Source organism: Pseudomonas juntendi (assembly GCF_009932375.1).
Lineage (GTDB): Bacteria > Pseudomonadota > Gammaproteobacteria > Pseudomonadales > Pseudomonadaceae > Aquipseudomonas > Aquipseudomonas juntendi.
The window spans coordinates 1-18,814 of sequence record NZ_BLJG01000053.1; the positions used below are offsets into that span (position 1 = coordinate 1).

The following is an 18,814-nucleotide window of genomic DNA, read 5'->3' on the forward strand; positions in this document are numbered from 1 at the left end:
AAACCTGCGGCCAAGCCAGCTGCAGCCAACGCGCCAGCACGTACCGCAGCGAAACCGGCTGCCAAGCCTGCCGCCAGCAAGCCAGCCGCTGCCAAACCGGCTACGCCTGCCCCCAGCACTCCGGCCGCTGATGCCAACTCGGCCACTTCGGTAGCACCATCGGCGCCGGCCAGCACGCCTGCTCAGGCACCGTCTTCGGCGTCCTGAAGCGCTGCAGCCGCGGCGCGTAGCTGCAGCAACGCGTCATGTTGTCGGCCCTGGTCCGGCACCAGCCGGGCCAGCCAGTCGGCCGTGGGCTCAGCAGAGTCCGCGGGCCACTGCTGGGCACGTTCTTGCAAGCGTTCCAGCAACGCTCTTTCTGCCTGTAATTCCAACCCTTTCACTTGCTCGCGCACATGTGCCAGCCGGCTATCCAGCTGTGCTGCCGCGCGCCATTGCTGGCGCAGGTCGCGTAGCGGGGTGACCACTGTCCGTTGCCAGGGGTCGGCAATGCCTTGCAATGCCTGCGCGCGCTGGTCTGTCACGGCAACCCCACGCGCCTGCAACCACGTGGCGCACAGCAGCAGGCAGACATCGCCACCCAGTGTTTGCAGTTCAAGGCAGGCGGCTTCTACGCCAGGCCTGGCGTACAAGGCCAGGGCGTGATTCCACAGGTCGGTGTGCATGGTTCCACTCGCGCTATGGGCCGAGGAAGCTGGTAGACTCCGCGACCATCATGATCAGACTATCCAACCTCACTTTACAGCGTGGTCCGCAGCGCTTGCTAGAAGGCGCCGAGATGACCCTGCACGCCGGTCACAAGGCCGGTCTTATCGGCGCCAACGGTGCCGGCAAATCCAGCCTGTTCGCCTTGCTGCGCGGTGAGCTGTCGCCCGATGCCGGCGACTGCCAGCTACCCGGCGACTGGCGCATCGCCCACATGCGCCAGGAGGTCGATACCCTCGATCGCCTGGCCGTGGACTATGTGCTCGACGGTGACGTGCGCCTGCGCAAGGTCCAGGCCGAATTGGCGGCTGTCGAGCAAGCGCACGACGGCACCGCCCTGGCGCGCCTGCACAGTGAGCTGGAAAGCGCTGACGGCTACACCGCCGACGCTCGCGCCCGCAAGCTGCTGGCCGGCCTGGGCTTTACCAACGAGCAGATGGACCGCCGAGTCGGTGACTTCTCTGGCGGCTGGCGTATGCGCCTCAACCTGGCCCAGGCGCTGATGTGCCCGTCCGACCTGCTGCTGCTCGACGAGCCCACCAACCACCTGGACCTCGACGCCATTCTGTGGCTGGAAGACTGGCTCAAGGGCTACCCTGGCACGCTGCTGCTGATTTCCCACGATCGTGACTTCCTCGATGCCGTGGTCGACCATGTGCTGCATGTAGAGCAGCGCAAGCTGAACCTCTACAAGGGCGGCTATACCGCCTTCGAGCGCACCCGTGCCGAACGCCTGGCGCAACAGCAACAGGCCTACGAGAAGCAGCAGGCGCAGCGCGCGCACATGGAAAAGTACATCGCCCGCTTCAAGGCCCAGGCCACCAAGGCGCGCCAGGCGCAGAGCCGGATCAAGGCCCTGGAGCGCATGGAGGAGCTGTCGGCGGCGCACGTCGATTCGCCATTTGACTTCGTCTTCCGCGAGTCGCAGAAAATCTCCAGCCCGCTGTTGAGCATGTCCGAAGGCCGCCTGGGGTATGGCGACAAAGCCATCCTCGACAAGGTCAAGCTGCAACTCACCCCGGGCGCGCGTATTGGCCTGCTCGGCCCGAATGGCGCAGGCAAGTCGACGCTGATCAAGAACCTTGCCGGTGAGCTGGAGCCGTTGTCCGGCCGGCTGGTCCGCGGCGAGAACCTGGCCGTGGGTTATTTTGCCCAGCACCAGCTGGACTCGCTGGACGACAAGGCCAGCCCGCTGCTGCACTTGCAGCGCATTGCCCCCGCCGAGCGCGAGCAGACCCTGCGCGACTTCCTGGGAGGCTTCGATTTCCATGGCGCCCGTTGCGACGAGCCGGTGGTGAACTTCTCTGGTGGCGAGAAGGCCCGGCTGGCGCTGGCGCTGATCGCCTGGGAACGGCCGAACCTGCTGCTGCTCGACGAACCCACCAACCACCTCGACCTGGAAATGCGCCTGGCGCTGACCATGGCCTTGCAGGAGTTCGCCGGCGCCGTGGTAGTGGTATCCCACGACCGTCACCTGCTCAAGAGCACCACGGACGACTTCCTGCTGGTCGCTGACGGCAAGGTCGACACCTTCGACGGTGACCTGGACGACTACAGCCGTTGGCTGGTCGAGTATCGCCAGCGCAGCGCGCCGGCCAGTACTGCGCCGGTCAACCCGGACAAGACCGACAAGAAAGCCCAGCGCCAGGCCGCCGCGGCCTTGCGCCAGCAATTGGCCCCGCACAAGAAGGCCGCTGACAAGTTGGAAGCCGAGCTCAATCAGGTGCACGCGCAGTTGGCCGAAATCGAGACGGCGCTGGGCGACGCCGGCCTTTACGACGCGGCGCGCAAGGATCAATTGCGTGACCTGCTGGCGCGCCAGACCAAGCTCAAGCAACGTGAAGGGGAGCTGGAAGAGGGCTGGATGGAAGCACTGGAAACCCTCGAAAGCATGCAAGCCGAGCTTGAGGCGCTGTCCTGATGGAGGAGCTGCGTGGGTTGCTGCCTGGGCAGTGGATGGACACCTTATGGCTGGGCTTGCAGATCCTCCTTATCCTGGCGGTGGCTTTTGTCCTGCAGCGCATCGTGGCCCGTGGCCTCAGCCGCCTGGGCCAACGCTACCCCTTGCCACCGGAGTTGCTCGTGCCCGTGCGCGGTGGCCTGCGCTGGTTGATCATGGGCAGCGCGCTGCTGTTCGTGCTGGAGCGCCTGGGGGTTTCGGCGACGGTGCTGTGGACGGCCCTGTCCGGTTTCGTGGCGGTGGCGGCGGTGGCGTTCTTCGCCATGTGGAGCGTACTGTCCAACCTGCTGTGCGCGGTGCTGATCTTCACGGTCGGGCCGTTTCGTATTGGTGATGTGGTCGAGCTGGTCGACACCCTCGACAAGCCGGGCGTAAAGGGCCGGGTAATCGCCATCAACCTGCTGTTCACTACCCTCCTGGAAGTGCCCGAGGCAGGCGGGGCATTGGTGCAGGTGCCGAACAGCCAGTTCTTCCAGAAGTCGGTGCGGCGCTGGCGCGGGGCCGAAGTGCAGGCCATGCACAAGGACGTGTTGCTCGAGGCGGACTGACATGGCCCGCACCAGCACGCTGAATTCTGCAAAATTTGCTGGTCATTTTTTCACCAACACCTTAGCTTAATCTTTTGCAACATTAGTGCGAGCGAGGTGTGTGATGTCGATGGAAGTATGGCTGGGCTTTTTTGCCGCCTGCTGGGTGATCAGCCTTTCCCCTGGTGCCGGGGCGATTGCCTCGATGTCCAGTGGCCTGCAATACGGCTTCTGGCGCGGTTACTGGAATGCCCTGGGCCTGCAACTGGGCCTGATTTTGCAAATCGCCATCATCGCCGCCGGCGTGGGCGCCGTGTTGGCCGCCTCGGCCACGGCGTTCCAGTTCATCAAGTGGTTTGGCGTCGCTTACCTCGTTTACCTGGCGTACAAGCAATGGCGAGCGCTGCCGATGGACATGACCGATGAGTCGGGCGTTCGCCCCATCGGCAGGCCGTTGAGCCTGATGTTCCGCGGTTTCCTGGTCAACGTCAGCAACCCCAAGGCGCTGGTGTTCATGCTTGCGGTACTGCCGCAGTTCATCAACCCGCATGCACCGCTGCTGCCGCAGTATGTGGCAATCACCCTGACCATGGTCAGTGTCGACCTGCTGGTAATGGCGGGCTACACCGGTTTGGCCGCGCGGGTATTGCGCCTGCTGCGTACTCCCAGGCAGCAGAAGCGCTTGAACCGCACGTTTGCCGGGTTGTTCATTGGTGCAGCGGCGTTCCTGGCGACCTTGCGCCGCGCACCCGTCTGACAGGCGCGCTGCGATAAATGCAGGTTCGATCGAGTCTTGTCCGTCGGGGTGCTGTCTATCAGGGGGCGGATGATCACGATCATCCGTTTCACATGAGCATGGAGCCGAACCTGCAACTGGTGCTCTCAACCCATGCCGGGCCGGCAGCTTCGATGCACGCCCCGGCACCGAGGAGGAAACATGGACAAGCCGATTCATCCTTTGTCGGAAATCTTCAAACAGTTGGGGCTGTCTGACGACCCGGTCGAAATCGACCGCTTCATCACGACACACTCACCGCTCGAGGACGATGTGAAACTGGTCGATGCGCCTTTCTGGAGCGATTCGCAGCGCGCGTTCCTGAAAGAAAAATACATCGCCGATGACGACTGGATCCCGATGATCGACCAACTCAACGAGGCGCTTCACCCCCAGAAAAAATAAAGCGCCGAGCGGCACCTGACGAGTGAATGGCCGTTGCTATGCTCAGGAAAACAATCGGGGGATAGCGCGATGAAAGATCCCTACGTATCAGGTTTCTGGTGCTCCGTTTCCATCCTGGGCATTCTGACGGCCAGCTACTTCTACGGCATCAGGCAGGCGCATCAATTGAACCAGGCGGTGCAGTTCCTCTACGCCGCCGCCGCGGTCACCGTGGCTGTCGCCGTGGTGGCGCTGGCCTGGGTCGCCTGGCAGCAGTTGCACCTGAACAAGCGCGAAGTGATCCAGGGGCGCACGTTGCTGACCATCTGGAACACCAAAGTTGCGCTACGCCGCGTCGAAACGGTCTTCGATCGTTATTTCTGGGGCAGCTACTGGCATTCGGGGCGCACTTTCGAAGAGGTCATGGGCGAACTCAAGGGCACCCCGCTGGAGCAAAGCCTTGATGCGCTGAAGCGCCAGTGCCGGGTGCTCGACCGCGAGATCCACGACCACCATCATCATTGGCTGGCCAACGCCCGCGACCTATCCAGCGTGGCCCAGGCCATGGCCCGCGAGCGCTACCAGCTGGACCTGGGCGAACCCACGCAAAGCGGGCATGGCAATACCGCTGTGCTCAATCGCGACCTCGAAGTGCTGGTCTACACCTGGTCGGCGCGCCTGCGCAGTTTTGACCACCAGCTGGACGAACTGGAGCGCGGCTACCACTGAATGCGCTTATTCGCCGCGGATGTACTGCTCCAGCTGCTTGATCAGGCTGGCCTGCTCGGCAATGGTTTCCTTCACCAGGTCGCCGATCGACAACAGCCCTAGCAGCTCGCCATTGCTCACGACCGGCAAGTGGCGCAGGTGGCGGTCGGTCATCAGGTTCATGCAGTACTCGAGGTTCTGCCTGGGCTCGACCGTGACCACTGGTGCACTCATGATTTCCCGTACCGGGGTGGCGGCAGAAGAGCGGCCCTTGAGCACCAGCTTGCGTGCATAGTCGCGCTCACTGACGATACCCACCACCTGCTTGCCCTCGACTACCGGCAGTGCACCGATGTTTTTCTCCGCCAGCATTTTCAGGGCGTCGAGCACCGAGTCATCCGGGCCGATGGTGTACACGGTCTGGTGCTGGGACTTGGTCTTGAGGATTTGTTCGACGGTCTTCATACGGGCCTCTGCGGGTGGAAAAGCGCTGTCTCGGTGTAACTAAAGCATCCGGTACGGCGCTCTGCACGGCAATGCAGGAAACGGCATGGAGTCGATTGAAAAACGTCATCGGTGTTCGCCTATGCGGGCCTCTTCGCGGCTAAAGCCGCTCCCACAGGTGTGTCATTGGCCTCAGAGCCTGTGATGCACCCTATGGGAGCGGCTTTACCGGTGCAGCCGATCAGAGCTTCGGCATTTGCCCGATCCGCGCGACCATTTCGCTGACGACCTGCAGGTCCAGCATGAACTGCTCTACCGTCTTGAACTCGTTGTCGTTGTGCCCGGTGTACTTCACGTCTGGCATGGCCAGGCCGAACTGCACGCCGTTGGGCAGGTCGTGTACCGACGTGGCACCCGCCGAAGTGCCGAACTCATGCTTCATGCCCAGGTTCTCGCTGGCCACCGCCAGCAGAGCCTTCACCCACTCGCCCTCGGGGTTGCGATACATCGGTTCGTCCAGGCTATAGTCGAAGGCCACCGAGGTGCGGCTCTGCCGGGTCCATTTGTCCAGTCTGGTGGCCAGTTCGTCCTTGATCGTGGCAAGCGGCTTGCCCTTGGGAATGCGCAGGTTCACCGCCAGTTTCAAGCCTTTTTCGTCCACCCCTACATAGGTCAACGACGCGGTCAGCGGGCCCATGAATGGGTCTTTGAAGGCCACGCCCAGCTTGTTGCCCAAGTAGTCCAGGCCCCAGTTGTCGGCAGCGTAGCGGGCGGCGTCGGTGAATTGGTTGTGCTTGAGCGGTACCTGCTGGCCCAGGCCAGCAAGGAAGTCGAGCATGCGTGCAACCGGGTTTACCCCGGACTCCGGCTCCGAGGAATGCGCGGAAACCCCGGTTACTGTCAGCACCACCTGCTTGCCGTCGGCCTTGGCGTCGATGCTGAAGTCACCACCGTGCTGCTGTACATACCCGGCGCCGGCTTGCTGCAGTTGTTTGGCGAGTGCTACCGGTTTGTCGCTGACCAGGGTTGCGACCGAGGTGGTGGGGATCTGGTTGGTGGCCAGCCCGCCAGTCAGGTTGATGATTTCAGCACCTTCACCCGTGGCCGGGCGTTTGCTGAAGCTGGCCATGATCGTACCGTAGCCCTTTTCGGCAATGACCACCGGGTAGCCGCCATCCAGCGCCAGGTTGTAATCAGGCGTGGGGTTGCGCTCGAAGTAATAGGGGATCGCATCCCCACTGGTTTCTTCCGTCGTGTCGATCAGCAGCTTGAATTGGCGGGCCAGTGGCAGGTTCTCGTCCTTGGCCACTTTCAGTGCGTACATCGCGACAACGATGCCGTTCTTGTCGTCTTCGGTGCCGCGGCCATACATGCGGTCGCCAACCAGGGTGACCTTGAACGGGTCAAGGCGGGTGCCGTCGGCCAGCTTCCAGTTGTCCGGATTGACCGGCACCACATCGGCGTGGGCATGGATGCCGATCACTTCCTTGCCGCTGCCGAGCGAAATTTCGTAAACCCGGTTATCGATGTTGCGGAACGCCAGGCCGAAACTGTCGGCCAGTGCTTTGATCTTGTCGGCGATTTTCAGGAACGCCGGGTTTTCGTACTGCGGCGTACCCTCGACGTTGTAGGTTGGAATAGCCACCAGTTCGCGCAGGGTTTCAGTGGCAGCCTTGCCGTACTTGATGCGGGTATACAGGCCAAGCAGGCGGTTGATCTCGTCCTGTTGCCCGGCGGCCAGCGGTTTGCCGTTCAGGTAGGCCTGCAGTGTCGCCTCAAGGTTATCGGCCTTGGCCAGGTCACTGCCTTTGAGCTTGCCGAGGAACTGCTTGAAGTCACGCGGGTCGCTGCCGTCGAAGGTTTTGACAATTGCCGCGGCCTGTTGCTGAGTGAGGTTGGCCTGGGCCGGTTGGGTGAACAGGCCGATGGTGGCCAGCAGCAGGGTGGTGGCGGTGAGTTTTTTCAGGTGCATGGTTGCGCGCATTCCTTCGCCATGGATTGTTATGGGGTACCCGTTGGAGCAACGGGAGGACGCCCACGCTAACATCAATGGCCAGTGGCACGGGAGTGCCAGAAACGCGACATGTCGCACAAATGAAAAAGCCCCGGGCACAGGCCCAGGGCTTTTTGATATGGCGCACTCGGCGGGATTCGAACCCACGACCCCTGCCTTCGGAGGCCAATGCGGTACAGGTATTTAGGTTGGCGGCAAAGGTTCAAAAATGCCTCTAAGTACCGTCCTGCAAGGCTTTGGCCTTATCTCGCTGCCTGCAGTTTATAGCTCTTAGCGGTATCTAAGGGTGGTTATCTCGGGCACAAAAAACGAAATGGGCCCCAGCGATTTTGACACCTAGCCAGCCCCTAGCTCGTCCTGCCGCCTTCTCACCGAACCTGAATTTCGACAAGCGGCTGGCGGCCTACGGGCAGCGACTTAGCCCAGCATGGTCATAGGTATTAACACCATCAGTAAGGCCTGCCGCTTTGGGCTTCCCCCGCGTCCACACAAACCCGTTTTGTTGCCCTCTGCTGTTGCTTTTACATATAAGCAACCCAGGAGTGCGCAGGCCCCAACGTTAGCGATGCTTTTCTGGTGGAAGACTCTACCCTCGCAGGGGCCAAGGCCGTGCAAGATGCGTCGAGGTTAGTGCGGCAGCTAGCTCACTCGTCCTTGGCGTTTATCTCGGCGGAGACCTTGCCAAACGACTCCCAGTGGCCAACCAGCTCATCCACGCGATCAGGAATGCGCGGTGACTTACTGAGCACCAGACAGCGGGTTGTACCCACGTACTCCTCAAGGAGGTAGAGCGTGTCCCCAACGTCGACGCCCATCTCCTGCAGAACGTCGTCGGGTAGGCGAATAGCACCGTCGCCTTCCCAGTCCTCAATCACTACATGATTCCGCATCGTGACCCCAGGAAACGGTTGAATGGGTGTCCGCAGGGGGAAGCAACGGCGAGCCGTTGCCAGCGAAGTCCCGCGGCACAGGCCGACAGAATAGCAAAAAGCTCCTGGGCTCAAAGCGCTGTAACGACGCCGCCTGTCATCTCTAGCCGCAGCTTCTGACATTTGAACTCGCCCCAGGCCTGCCAGCTACCACCGCCGTTGTTGAGCTGAAAATCCCGCAATACCACCGGGGAAATTCACTATCCCCATGCCACACTCAGCTAATCCACCAGCAGCTCACTGATAGGTTATCGAGACTTCGCTCTGTAGCCACCGTGGCTGCACTCGATTACCGCAGAATGTCGGTGGCAGTCCTGCAAAAACCACTGAGCCGCCACAAGCGCTCACTGGGACACCTTCGCCGAACTAGCCAAATACACCCTCGTGACGACAGAACCCTCCACCAAATCGCCAATATCCAACATGCGCCCCCGGAATAAATCGTTAAACCTCGACTGGCCTGGCCTTTCACTCACTCTATTCAAATGACACCGCCCCTGCGGACCATTAAACGGAGCCCACCCGCCAGGACAAATACGTATCATGAGGCAGCGGGTTAGCTTGGTAAGCTCGCTCTCAGACAACCTTTGTCGATGTGGCCGTCATGGAAGAAAGCGCGCAACAGCGTTCAGAACGCTATGTATCCGCCCGCAGCCAGCACCCCGCGTGGCTTTTGCTTGCCTCGCGGCGTGCTCCGCTCGTATTGGGCTGCCTGCGCACGCTGTTCGAGCGGGCGCATGATGGGATCCCCATGGAGGATGCGCTGCAAGCGCTGTCCGAAATGCTGGCTGCTTATGCCAGCCAGGAGCTTTACGAAATCGACCCGGATGCAACGCATCTCCAAGCAGGTCGTGAACTTCGTGAATGGATCAAGCGGCGTCTGGTCGTAGAACGAGAGGGTCGTATCTATGCAACCGACGCGTTGGAGTCCGCCATCCAGTTCGTCGATTCGCTGGATAGTCGGATCATGACTTCCACGGCATCTCGCCTTTCGGTGGTTCAGCGCGAGATCGAAAACCTGGAAACGGGTCTGAACCCCAGCCCAACTGGCCGTATTGCCAGCCTGCGCCGCCGAATCCAGGATTTGGAGCACGAGCTAGCGCAGGTAGAAGCTGGCCACGTCGTCGTGCTGGATGAAGCGCAGGCGATAGAGGGCATACGCGAGGTATATAACCTGGCCACCAGCCTGCGCGCAGACTTTCGACGAGTTGAAGACTCTTGGCGCGAGGCGGATCGCGCCCTTCGACACTCCATCATCAGCGAGCAGTCTCACCGTGGAGAAATCGTCGATCGGTTGTTGGACGGGCAAGATGCTCTACTCAACACTCCGGAGGGGCGTGTCTTCGAAAGTTTCCAGCAGCAACTGAGGCAGTCCGCTGAGCTGGAAACCATGCGTGAGCGCTTGCGCACCATCCTTCGTCATCCAGCGGTTCCAAAGGCGCTGAATCGTCCCCAGCAACGTGAGCTGCGCTGGCTGGCGTTACGCCTGGTTCGGGAGTCGCAGGCTGTGCTCCAAGCGCGCGCCCGAAGCGAGCGCGATGTTCGTGGCTTCATGAAGACGGGGCTGGCCGCCGAGCATCATCGCGTCGGACAGTTACTCAACGACTTCTTCAATCTAGCGCTCAGCGTCGACTGGCAACGCCAGTCAGAACGCCGTAAGCCTGCATGTTTACCACCAGTTGGCGTAGCCATTACCGGTGTCCCAGCAATCGAGCGTCTCCGCTTCAAGACTCTGGATGACGATGATACGGGCGAGCTGGATCTGAGTTTGAAGCCTGCGGGGTTGGAGCAGATTGATGATGACTTCTGGGATGCCTTCGACGGGCTGGATCGTGAAGCGCTGATTCATGACACCCTGGCTGTGCTGGTGGAGCAGGGTCGCCCCGTGAGTCTCGTGGAGCTTGCGTCTTTGCTTCCACCTGTTCACGACCTGGAAACCTTTGCGCTCTGGCTGGCGATGGCGCGCGAGGCAGGTATCGAGGTGCTGACAGAGGAGCGTCAGCTCGTGGAGCTAGTTGACGAGGATGAGCAACGCTGGCGCTTCAATCTGCCTTATGTCGGACTCGACCACGAGGCACTCAAGGACATCGATTGGGAGTTGTGAGCATGGCAGGGATCTTCGATCGAATTGCAGGCGCCTCTGGCACCGACGAAACGGAGCTGACGGTGGAGCCCATGGCGTTGGATGACGGCATGGATGATGAACAGCCTCTCATGAGCGCCGCTGTTCAGGTCGATGAGCGCCGGACGCCGCAACGGGTACGTGAGGCCGTACAGGAAATGCTCAAGTACGGGCTGCTGGAAGAAAGTCACAAGCCCAACCTGTATCGCTCAGCGCTTTCCAATATCGAGGCGGTCGACAGAATTCTGGAACCCCTCGACCTTGTCATGGGGGTCGACGAGGTTCGGGGGCTGGTGTTTGTTACCGTTCGCCAGGGCGAGGTAGCCGAGCAGGATGACTGGTCGCACCCCCTTGTGCGTCGGCAAAGGCTGAATCTGGAGCAGTCCCTGCTGATAGCCATTCTGCGACAGCATTTCATTGCGTACGAACAGGAGAGCGGTACGGGCGCCAGTCAGGCACTGGTAGCGGTTGATGAGCTGATTCCCCAATTGCAGGTTTACCTGGGCGAACTGGGCAGCGAGGCGAAGGAGCGCAACCGCATCATCACACTGCTGGATCAGCTCAAGGGGCATGGTCTGGTGTCGGCTCTGGACGCTCATGATCGCGTCATCATCCGCCCCATCATTACCCACTTGGCCAACCCGGAGAACCTGCAGGCACTCGTGGCTTGGCTGCGCGAGCAGGTGGAGGGCGCGGCTACGCCGGCTGCCGGTGCTGAGGAGGACGAGGCGTGAAGCAAGCACTACTCTGGCGTGACAGCGAGACCTTCATTCTCAGCAGCATCGAACTCTATAACTGGGGCGGCTTTCAGGGCTATCACCGTGCCGAGATCGATCCTTCCGGCACCGCCGTGATCGGCCCGACGGGGAGCGGTAAAACGACGCTGGTGGATGCTCTGATGACCTTGCTGTGCGCCAACCCGCGCTACAACCTGGCCTCCACGGGTGGACATGAAAGTGACCGGGATCTGGTGTCCTATGTGCGCGGCGTCACCGGCCCTGGGGACGGAGGTGTAGAGCAATCTCATGTCGCTCGCCAGGGTAGGACGGTAACCGCCATTGCAGCCACGCTCGAGCGTGACGGTACGCAGGTTCGGCTGGGCGCTGTGCTCTGGTTCGAGGGCACAAGCTCCTCGGCGTCCGATCTGAAAAAACTTTGGCTGTTAAGCGAGTCCCCCGAGCAGACTCTGGAGTATTGGCTCAGCCAGCATCACTCAGGCGGCATGCGGGCTCTGCGTCAGATGGAGAAGGATGGGACTGGTATCTGGCCTTATCCGAGCAAGAAAGCTTTCTTGGCCAGGCTCAGGGATTACTTCGAGGTCGGTGAAAACGCCTTCACTTTGCTCAACCGCGCTGCCGGCCTGAAGCAGCTCAACAGTATTGATGAGATCTTTCGCGAGTTGGTGCTGGATGACCGCTCCGCCTTCGAGCGGGCTGCCGAGGTCGCCAGTAGCTTCGATGATCTAACTGACATCCACCGAGAGCTGGAAACCGCTAGAAAGCAGCAGCGCTCATTGCAACCGGTCGCCGATGGCTGGGAGCGTTACAGGGCCTTGCAAGAACAGCTGCAAGATAAACAAGCCCTCGAAGGCATCCTTCCAGTCTGGTTCGCCGAGCAGGGGTATCGCCTATGGTTGGCTGAAACCAACAGGCTTGAGACGGAGTACAAACAGGCCGAACTGGATCAGGAGCAATGCAGGAGTCAGCTTGAGATCCAAAAGGGTGTGGTCGATCAACATCGCCAGAGCTACCTGCGAGTAGGTGGCGCAGGGATAGATCAATTACGCGGGCGCATTGCTGATTGGGTCCGCGAATGCGATAAGCGACGCCTGAAAGCCGAGCAATACCAACGCTTGGCCAAGGGGCTTGGACTAGCGGATGAGTTATCGGCCGCTGCTCTCAAGGAGAATCAGCAGCAGATCGCGGCACGCCTGGAAATACTGACCCAGCAAATTACTGACACGCGTCAAAAGGCGTTCGATGCAGGTCTCGTTCAGCAGGAACTCAATGGCCGCCTGCAGCTCTTACAGCAGGATCGTGCTGAGGTTGAGAGACGGCCAGGCTCGAACCTGCCCGGGCATTTTCATGCTTTTCGAGGTGATCTGGCGCAGGAGCTTGGCGTCGATGAGTTGGCCTTGCCTTTCGTTGCCGAGCTGGTGCAGGTCAAGCCCGAGGAACTGACCTGGCGGGGTGCCATCGAGCGGGCAATCGGTAGCCACCGGCTCCGTATCCTGGTGCCGCAGGGCTCATCCCAGAACGCACTGCGTTGGGTGAACCAACGGCATAACCGCTTGCATGTGCGCTTGTTGGAGGTAAAGGAGACGTCGTCGCGCCCTGTGTTCTTCGACGATGGGTTTACCCGCAAGCTGAGCTTTAAGGAGCATCCGTACCGAGAAGCTGTAAAGGCACTACTGGCGGACAATGACCGCCACTGCGTCGAAAGCACGGAGCAATTGCGTCATACCCCTCACGCCATGACAGCCCAGGGGCTGATGTCGGGTAAAGAACGCTTCTTCGACAAGCAGGACCAGAAGCGCCTGGATGAGGACTGGCTTACCGGCTTCGATAACCGCGACCGTCTGGCCTTCTTGGCTGAGCAGATTCGCGAGGTCAATGAACAGCTCGCGCCTGCCAAGCTGGCCCTGGATTCTGCCCAAGGCGATGTACGTCAGTTGGAGAATCAAGCTTCGCTGCTGCAACGCGTCGAAGAGCTGCAATTCGAGGATATTGATCTGCCGGGCGCCGAGCGTCAGCTGCAGTCGCTGCGTACACAGCTAGACACCCTGACGCGCCCCGACTCCGACCTTGCCATGATCAAGGCCGAACTGGATCAAGCCGAGGCGCTGCTGGACTCTCAGGATCAACAGTTGCAACGACTGATCGAGCAGTGCGTGCAGTTGAGAACTCAGTTCGAGCAGGCCGCATCCGCTACCCGTAAGGCCTATCGTGGTGCCGAAAAAGGGCTGAACGATACGCAGCGTGAACTGGCGCAAACGCATTTCCCGACCCTGACGGCAGATGACCTCGGCGATATTGTCGAGCTGGAGCGCCAGCATACGCGTGAGCTGCAAGGGCAGCTCAAAGCGCTCGGCGATAAACTCGGCGATCAGAAAACAGAGCTAGCCAAACGTATGTCCGACGCTCTGAAGGTGGACACCGGGGCGCTTGCGGAGGTCGGGCGAGAACTGGTGGACGTACCCAGGTATCTGGAACGTCTTCGCGTGCTGACCGAGGAAGCCCTGCCCGAGAAACTCAAGCGCTTCCTGGAATACCTCAATCGTTCCTCGGATGACGGCGTCACCCAGTTGCTCAGCTATATCGACCATGAAGTCTCGATGATTGAGGAGCGCCTGGATGACCTGAACAGTACGATGCAGCGTGTCGACTTTCAGCCCGGACGCTATCTGCGCTTGGTCGCGAAAAAGGTCATCCATGAAAGCCTTCGCACCTTGCAACACGCTCAGCGCCAATTGAACTCGGCGCGTTTCATCGATGATGAAGGCGAGAGCCATTACAAGGCATTGCAGGAGCTCGTTGGGCTGCTTAAAGACGCCTGCGAACACAGCAGAAATCAGGGAGCCAAGGCACTTCTGGATCCGCGCTTCCGCCTGGAGTTCGCGGTATCGGTGATTGATCGCGAAAGCAGGAATGTCATCGAGACCCGAACAGGTTCTCAGGGCGGTAGTGGTGGCGAGAAGGAGATCATCGCCTCCTATGTGCTGACCGCGTCCCTCAGCTATGCGCTCTGTCCCGACGGCAGCAGCCGGCCGTTATTCGGCACCATCGTGCTCGACGAGGCGTTTTCGCGCAGCTCCCATGCGGTTGCCGGTCGGATCATAGCGGCGCTGAGGGAGTTCGGCCTGCACGCTGTCTTCATCACGCCCAACAAGGAAATGCGCCTGTTGCGCCATCATACGCGTTCGGCAGTCGTCGTTCATCGGCGCGGCGTGGAATCCAGTCTGGTTTCCCTGAGCTGGGAGGCGTTGGATGAGCATCATCAACAGCGCATCAAGGCCATGTATGAAGTCGCCCACTGAAATCGGCCGCAACCTGGCCAGGCAGTGGCAGCGCTCCAGCGTCCGCCTGGCGCGCTTGCTCAATCCCGATAGCTGGCCGCAAAGCCTCAACATCGGCAAGCCTTCGGCACGCCTGTTCGCTGACAACATTCAGGCAGTGCTCCGCCATGTGGAGAACTGGCGGAGCGTGAAGGTGGGTAAGGTCGACTGGGAACCTGTCAGCTACCGAGCTGGGCTGGACCCCATTCCCCTGCCGACGCGCTGGCATCTGCGCACCCCCTCCGAATGGATTGCCGCGACCAATGATCCGAGGATCTGCGAGGAATACGCTCAACTCGAGTATCTGGTCGAGCAGGTCGACAGTACCTTCCATGCGCTGCTGGTAGCGCAACGCAGTCTGTGGCTGGCGAAGCCGTCTGAAGAAGTCGTAGCCACGGCGCAACTCGCCACCCGGTTGTCGTCAGGCTGTGCCCGAGGCCGTCCACTGCGCCTGCTTGCAGAGCACGGCGTAGACACCAAGTTTTTTGAGCGCAACGCCAGCTTGCTGACCAAACTGCTCGATGAGCGCTTCGAAGGCGCGGCGTCCGAGCAAGGCCTGACAACTTTTCTGGACGCCTTTGAAGAAACCAGTCACTGGGTTCTGGTCGTTCCTCTTCAGCCTGAGCTGTTGCCCTTCAAGCGGCTTAGGCTCACTACTGCGGAACTGGCCGAGACCGCACTTCCCGGTTCACGATTGCTCGTGGTGGAAAATGAGCAATGCATTCACTTGCTGCCTGAAACCTTACCGGACACCTTGGCTGTACTGGGCTCAGGGCTCGATCTGCAGTGGTTGGCGTCTGCGCAACTGACCGGGAAACAGATCGCATACTGGGGCGACATGGATACCTGGGGCCTGCTGATGCTTGGGCGAGCGAGACTCCATCAACCAGCAGTCGAAGCACTATTGATGGAGCAAGAGCTGTTTGAACAGCACTCACCGGTGAGCGCAGTCGTCGAGCCGACCAAAGCTCAGGAGTCGGCCCCACCTGGTTTGCTGGCTGACGAAGCGGACTTCTATCGGTATCTGCTGGTGCAAGAACGAGGACGACTTGAGCAGGAGTACCTGCCAAAGGAACAAGTTGAGCGCGCTATCGAGCAGTGGGCTCGAAAGATCCCTGTATAGAGCGGCTGGCGGTGGGCTCAATAGCCCTGTAATCCTGAGACCGCCTACCCTTAAACCAAAGTCTTCAGATATGCCTTCTCTGACATTTCCAACGTTGATCGCTTTAGGCGGCCGGTTTTCAGCGTTAGTCTGCAACGAGTCTTTCCACCTCGTCGACGATCTCAGCTGCGGTGCAGCCCAGGGGGTTAGCTAGCTTGATCAGGGTGGTGATCGTTGGCTGGTTGATGCCCCGTTCCATCAGGCTGACGTAGTTACGCTGCAATTCCGCCTCATGGGCCAATTGCTCCTGGGTGAATCCTGCTTCGACACGCCGTCTGCGCAGGACCTTTCCGAACGCCAATCCGACTTCCACAGATGACTCCCCAAAAGGGAGGACTATCTGGGCGGCGTCATCTCTGGTCTTCACAGTATATTGTGAATTTGGTAAAACGTGACCTCATGGCATGACGTCACCCCAGCGAATTGCAGGGCTGCCTTCCTACATGCCGTCTTCGTAATCGGCTGTAACTCAGTGCAAACGATTAATTTCCGATAAATAAGCAGTTAAATAGAAGGATGTTAAAAGTATATGAGGATTATTGGCATAGCTGCTTATGTGTCATTTGCATTTTTTTTGCAATCAGTAGCCTTCGCTGGCGAAACTGGAGTTCAGCAACTTGTTAAAAGATGCGAGGCTGCTTCCAAGGCTCGTGGGTCCTCACCTGCGCTCTGTTCGTGCACGTTGGAAAGAATGCAGGAGTATGGGTTCACTGATTCGGAGATTGTTAATTTTTCTCGACGAGACTTTAAGCCAAAGGATCTACATGAAACTGAACGCCATATGGACTACAGCATTAAGATTCGATTAATAGCAGGGCAATGCGGCTGATTAGCTTTCCCACAGTCGTCAGTCTAGTCGTACGTCATTGATTATGTGATTTACCGTAAAGGATTTTATGCGGAACTTTTCTAGGTTTGTTTCATTAGCTCTTGCTAGCTCTATTCTTGCTGGTTGCGGCAGTGAGGATTTCACAGGTGCGTATCGTTATAAGATACCCGGTAGCGAGAGGGTAATGGTTCTCAACGTTCACGGTGATGAGGCCGAGATATTTGGGGAGGATGTGAGTGACGGTCGCATCAAGCCGCTGGTTAAGATGAATGTTTCAGTAAAAGATAAAAAACTTCTCCTTGATGATGTTAATAGTTCCGAGCGCTTGGCCCTCACGCGAAATGTAGATGAGCAGAGTGTCGATTGTCTCAACTGCAAGGTGCTTGGCATCAATGACGCAGCGGTTTGGAAGTATGACCCTCAAGGGCCCTATGACGTAGAGCAGATGCTGAAAGACCAAGCCCTTAAGGATGAAGAGGCACTGAATGCCGAAATGCTCAAGATAAAGGAGCAAATTTATGAGCAGGCCAAGCGAGACGAAGAAGCAACCAAACTAGGTCCATATGAAGGGGATTGGGTTTATCAAAGGACATCGAAACAAGATCCCCTGATCATCATGACTATCTGGCGCAAAAGCCATATTAAACGCTGGTCGTTTCGATTTGAATCCATGGACCGTATCGGGCAAGAAGTACCAGGGTTTGAGGTCTCAGATGTTGGATTGAAGGTGAAAGTCGGCTCCGAGAGTCTCCTATACAGCCTCAGCCCAGATAAGCAGATACTGACCTGCACGAACTGCAATAGATCTGAGCGCTGGGTCAAAGCTGACCCCAAGAAAGACCTCAGCGATCGCCATTACGCTAGACAGATGGCTGGCAATCCATAGTCCCTCCTGGGGCTCCCCTGTACGTTGGTGACCCGTAGTGGCGATGAACATTGTGGGTGCTCATCGCTGTCCCCTCCACTACGAGCAGCGGAGCAAGGACGCGTCATTCAGCCATGCTCACGCTATTCCCAAGTGGCCAGGCCAGATTTTACGGCAGTAGGACGGCTGCGTCGGAAATCCATAAATTTTTCATCCTCATTTCCCAATCTGGGAGCTGACGAAATTTGCGGCATCTGCGTTAGCGCAGCGGAACATCGAGTTACCGTGTCTCTTAAGTAATCGGGAGCGCACGCTGATGAGATGGTTTTTCGTGGTTATGCTTTGCGGTGGTGCTGGCCTCTTGCTAAGCGCCCAATATCAAATTCCGCAATGGTTTCTTTGGCTCCTGCTGGCGCTGGGAACCACGATGTGGGGCCTGGCCAAGTGGATGGAACAACAGGAGGCCGAGACGGAGCGCGATCATGATCGCAGGTGCTGATCAGGATTGGGCCGTATGGGATCTCCCAATGGCCGCAGCGCTGAACTACGCGCTGTATGGTGGACGATGGTGAGCCAGCTATCCGGGACTTTGAGTTCATGACCAGGAGATAACGAGATTGACTCTTCCTTATGAAAGAACACGCGCCATCGTCAAAACAGAGGAGTTCCTGCGTGAGCTCTCCCATCATTCGGGGCTACCGCAGGATATCCGCAGCTATGCGAAAAGCCTGCTCAGGCACTATCCATCTGCCGACCAGATTTTCTCGCTGGGGCGCCTTGAGGAATGTCTGGTAAACGAAGCGCTTGAAGATGAATACCGACGGCGGGTGATCGCCTTCCACCAGCCGCTGCTCTGCTCGTCGCTGGAGTCGACTCGATAGCGATGTCCCTCCCAGATTTTGAACTGCCGGTGTCTCACCTCGTCGCGCAGCGGCTGAAGCATCTGCGCAAGGGGAGGCCTTTCAGCATCAGGTGTCTTGCAGAGCTTGGTTCGAGCTCGGCCATCTCCAAGGCAGTCGCCCAACTTGTTCGCCGTGGCGAGCTTGAGCGTGTGTATCGTGGCATCTACATGCGGCCGAAATACAGCCAGTACACCGGTCGGGTTCATCGTCCTGGGCCTTGGGACTTGGTGAATCTGATTGCCAGGCAGAACCGTTGGAAGCTACAGATCCACGGCGCTGATGCCGTGAGGCGATTCGGGCTGAGTACACAGATGCCAGTCATTCCGATCTATTACACGAGCGGCCCCAGCCGATCGCTATTTATGGGGAAGGCCGAGATCAGGCTCGTGCATGCTGCTCCGATGGTGATGCAGTGCCCCGCCGCGTCAGGATAG

17 protein-coding genes are annotated in these 18,814 nt (G+C 59.2%); 12 read left to right on the forward strand and 5 right to left on the reverse strand.

Annotation, left to right across the window (positions count from 1 at the left end):
- Nucleotides 1-182: 182 nt before the first annotated feature.
- Nucleotides 183-665, reverse strand: coding sequence for a TIGR02444 family protein (locus GYA94_RS08375; RefSeq protein ID WP_161892122.1), 483 nt, complete (start codon nt 663-665; stop codon nt 183-185).
- 50 nt (nt 666-715) lie between these two features.
- Between GYA94_RS08375 and GYA94_RS08380 the strand changes: the two genes are divergently transcribed.
- From GYA94_RS08380 to GYA94_RS08400, 5 genes are all read left to right on the forward strand, one after another.
- The gene (locus GYA94_RS08380) at nt 716-2,626 is read left to right on the forward strand and encodes an ATP-binding cassette domain-containing protein (RefSeq protein ID WP_110678946.1); all 1,911 of its coding nucleotides are present in this window, start codon (nt 716-718) and stop codon (nt 2,624-2,626) included.
- Nucleotides 2,626-3,213 (forward strand): mechanosensitive ion channel family protein, encoded by a 588-nt coding sequence (locus tag GYA94_RS08385; RefSeq protein WP_009682209.1) that lies wholly within the window; start codon nt 2,626-2,628, stop codon nt 3,211-3,213. The genes GYA94_RS08380 and GYA94_RS08385 overlap by 1 nt, the downstream gene beginning before the upstream one ends.
- A gap of 103 nt (nt 3,214-3,316) precedes the next feature.
- Nucleotides 3,317-3,949, forward strand: coding sequence for a LysE family transporter (locus tag GYA94_RS08390; RefSeq protein ID WP_054905592.1), 633 nt, complete (start codon nt 3,317-3,319; stop codon nt 3,947-3,949).
- Nucleotides 3,950-4,129: 180 nt separating this feature from the next.
- Nucleotides 4,130-4,372, forward strand: a complete 243-nt coding sequence (locus GYA94_RS08395) for a DUF2789 domain-containing protein (RefSeq protein ID WP_029884786.1) — start codon at nt 4,130-4,132, stop codon at nt 4,370-4,372.
- A 69-nt stretch (nt 4,373-4,441) separates the two neighbouring features.
- Entirely contained in the window at nt 4,442-5,080 is a 639-nt protein-coding gene (locus GYA94_RS08400) for a hypothetical protein (RefSeq protein ID WP_009682212.1), read from the forward strand.
- Between the two features lie 6 nt (nt 5,081-5,086).
- Here GYA94_RS08400 and GYA94_RS08405 read toward each other — a convergent pair whose 3' ends face one another.
- From GYA94_RS08405 to GYA94_RS08415, 3 genes are all read right to left on the reverse strand, one after another.
- The gene (locus tag GYA94_RS08405; RefSeq protein ID WP_009682213.1) at nt 5,087-5,524 is read right to left on the reverse strand and encodes a CBS domain-containing protein; all 438 of its coding nucleotides are present in this window, start codon (nt 5,522-5,524) and stop codon (nt 5,087-5,089) included.
- 220 nt (nt 5,525-5,744) lie between these two features.
- Nucleotides 5,745-7,475 (reverse strand): dipeptidase, encoded by a 1,731-nt coding sequence (locus GYA94_RS08410; protein ID WP_110678942.1) that lies wholly within the window; start codon nt 7,473-7,475, stop codon nt 5,745-5,747.
- Nucleotides 7,476-8,161: 686 nt separating this feature from the next.
- Nucleotides 8,162-8,407, reverse strand: a complete 246-nt coding sequence (locus tag GYA94_RS08415; protein ID WP_023103838.1) for a hypothetical protein — start codon at nt 8,405-8,407, stop codon at nt 8,162-8,164.
- 643 nt (nt 8,408-9,050) lie between these two features.
- Between GYA94_RS08415 and GYA94_RS08420 the strand changes: the two genes are divergently transcribed.
- From GYA94_RS08420 to GYA94_RS08435, 4 genes are read left to right on the forward strand one after another with little or no spacing between them, the layout of a single operon-like run.
- On the forward strand, nt 9,051-10,550 hold the full coding sequence (locus GYA94_RS08420) for a DUF3375 domain-containing protein (protein WP_150548044.1): 1,500 nt from the start codon (nt 9,051-9,053) through the stop codon (nt 10,548-10,550).
- Nucleotides 10,551-10,552: 2 nt separating this feature from the next.
- Nucleotides 10,553-11,302, forward strand: a complete 750-nt coding sequence (locus GYA94_RS08425) for a DUF4194 domain-containing protein (RefSeq protein ID WP_172970648.1) — start codon at nt 10,553-10,555, stop codon at nt 11,300-11,302.
- A complete protein-coding gene (locus GYA94_RS08430) occupies nt 11,299-14,604 on the forward strand; it encodes an ATP-binding protein (protein WP_150548045.1) in 3,306 nt (1,101 codons plus the stop codon). The genes GYA94_RS08425 and GYA94_RS08430 overlap by 4 nt, the downstream gene beginning before the upstream one ends.
- Nucleotides 14,555-15,745, forward strand: coding sequence for a Wadjet anti-phage system protein JetD domain-containing protein (locus GYA94_RS08435; protein WP_228294373.1), 1,191 nt, complete (start codon nt 14,555-14,557; stop codon nt 15,743-15,745). The genes GYA94_RS08430 and GYA94_RS08435 overlap by 50 nt, the downstream gene beginning before the upstream one ends.
- A 124-nt stretch (nt 15,746-15,869) precedes the next feature.
- Here the strand turns inward: GYA94_RS08435 and GYA94_RS08440 are convergent, their stop codons facing one another.
- The gene (locus GYA94_RS08440) at nt 15,870-16,097 is read right to left on the reverse strand and encodes a helix-turn-helix domain-containing protein (RefSeq protein WP_023131004.1); all 228 of its coding nucleotides are present in this window, start codon (nt 16,095-16,097) and stop codon (nt 15,870-15,872) included.
- A gap of 700 nt (nt 16,098-16,797) precedes the next feature.
- Here GYA94_RS08440 and GYA94_RS08445 point away from each other — a divergent pair.
- The 3 genes from GYA94_RS08445 to GYA94_RS28150 all read left to right on the forward strand — a co-directional run bounded on the left by GYA94_RS08445 (nt 16,798) and on the right by GYA94_RS28150 (nt 18,814).
- Nucleotides 16,798-17,499 carry a hypothetical protein gene (locus GYA94_RS08445; RefSeq protein ID WP_079383150.1) on the forward strand — a complete coding sequence of 234 codons (702 nt, stop codon included), beginning with the start codon at nt 16,798-16,800 and terminating at the stop codon, nt 17,497-17,499.
- A 596-nt stretch (nt 17,500-18,095) separates the two neighbouring features.
- Entirely contained in the window at nt 18,096-18,359 is a 264-nt protein-coding gene (locus tag GYA94_RS08450) for a BPSL0761 family protein (protein ID WP_023123778.1), read from the forward strand.
- Nucleotides 18,360-18,361: 2 nt separating this feature from the next.
- Complete coding sequence (locus GYA94_RS28150) at nt 18,362-18,814, forward strand: DUF6088 family protein (protein WP_255326910.1); 453 nt, start codon at nt 18,362-18,364, stop codon at nt 18,812-18,814.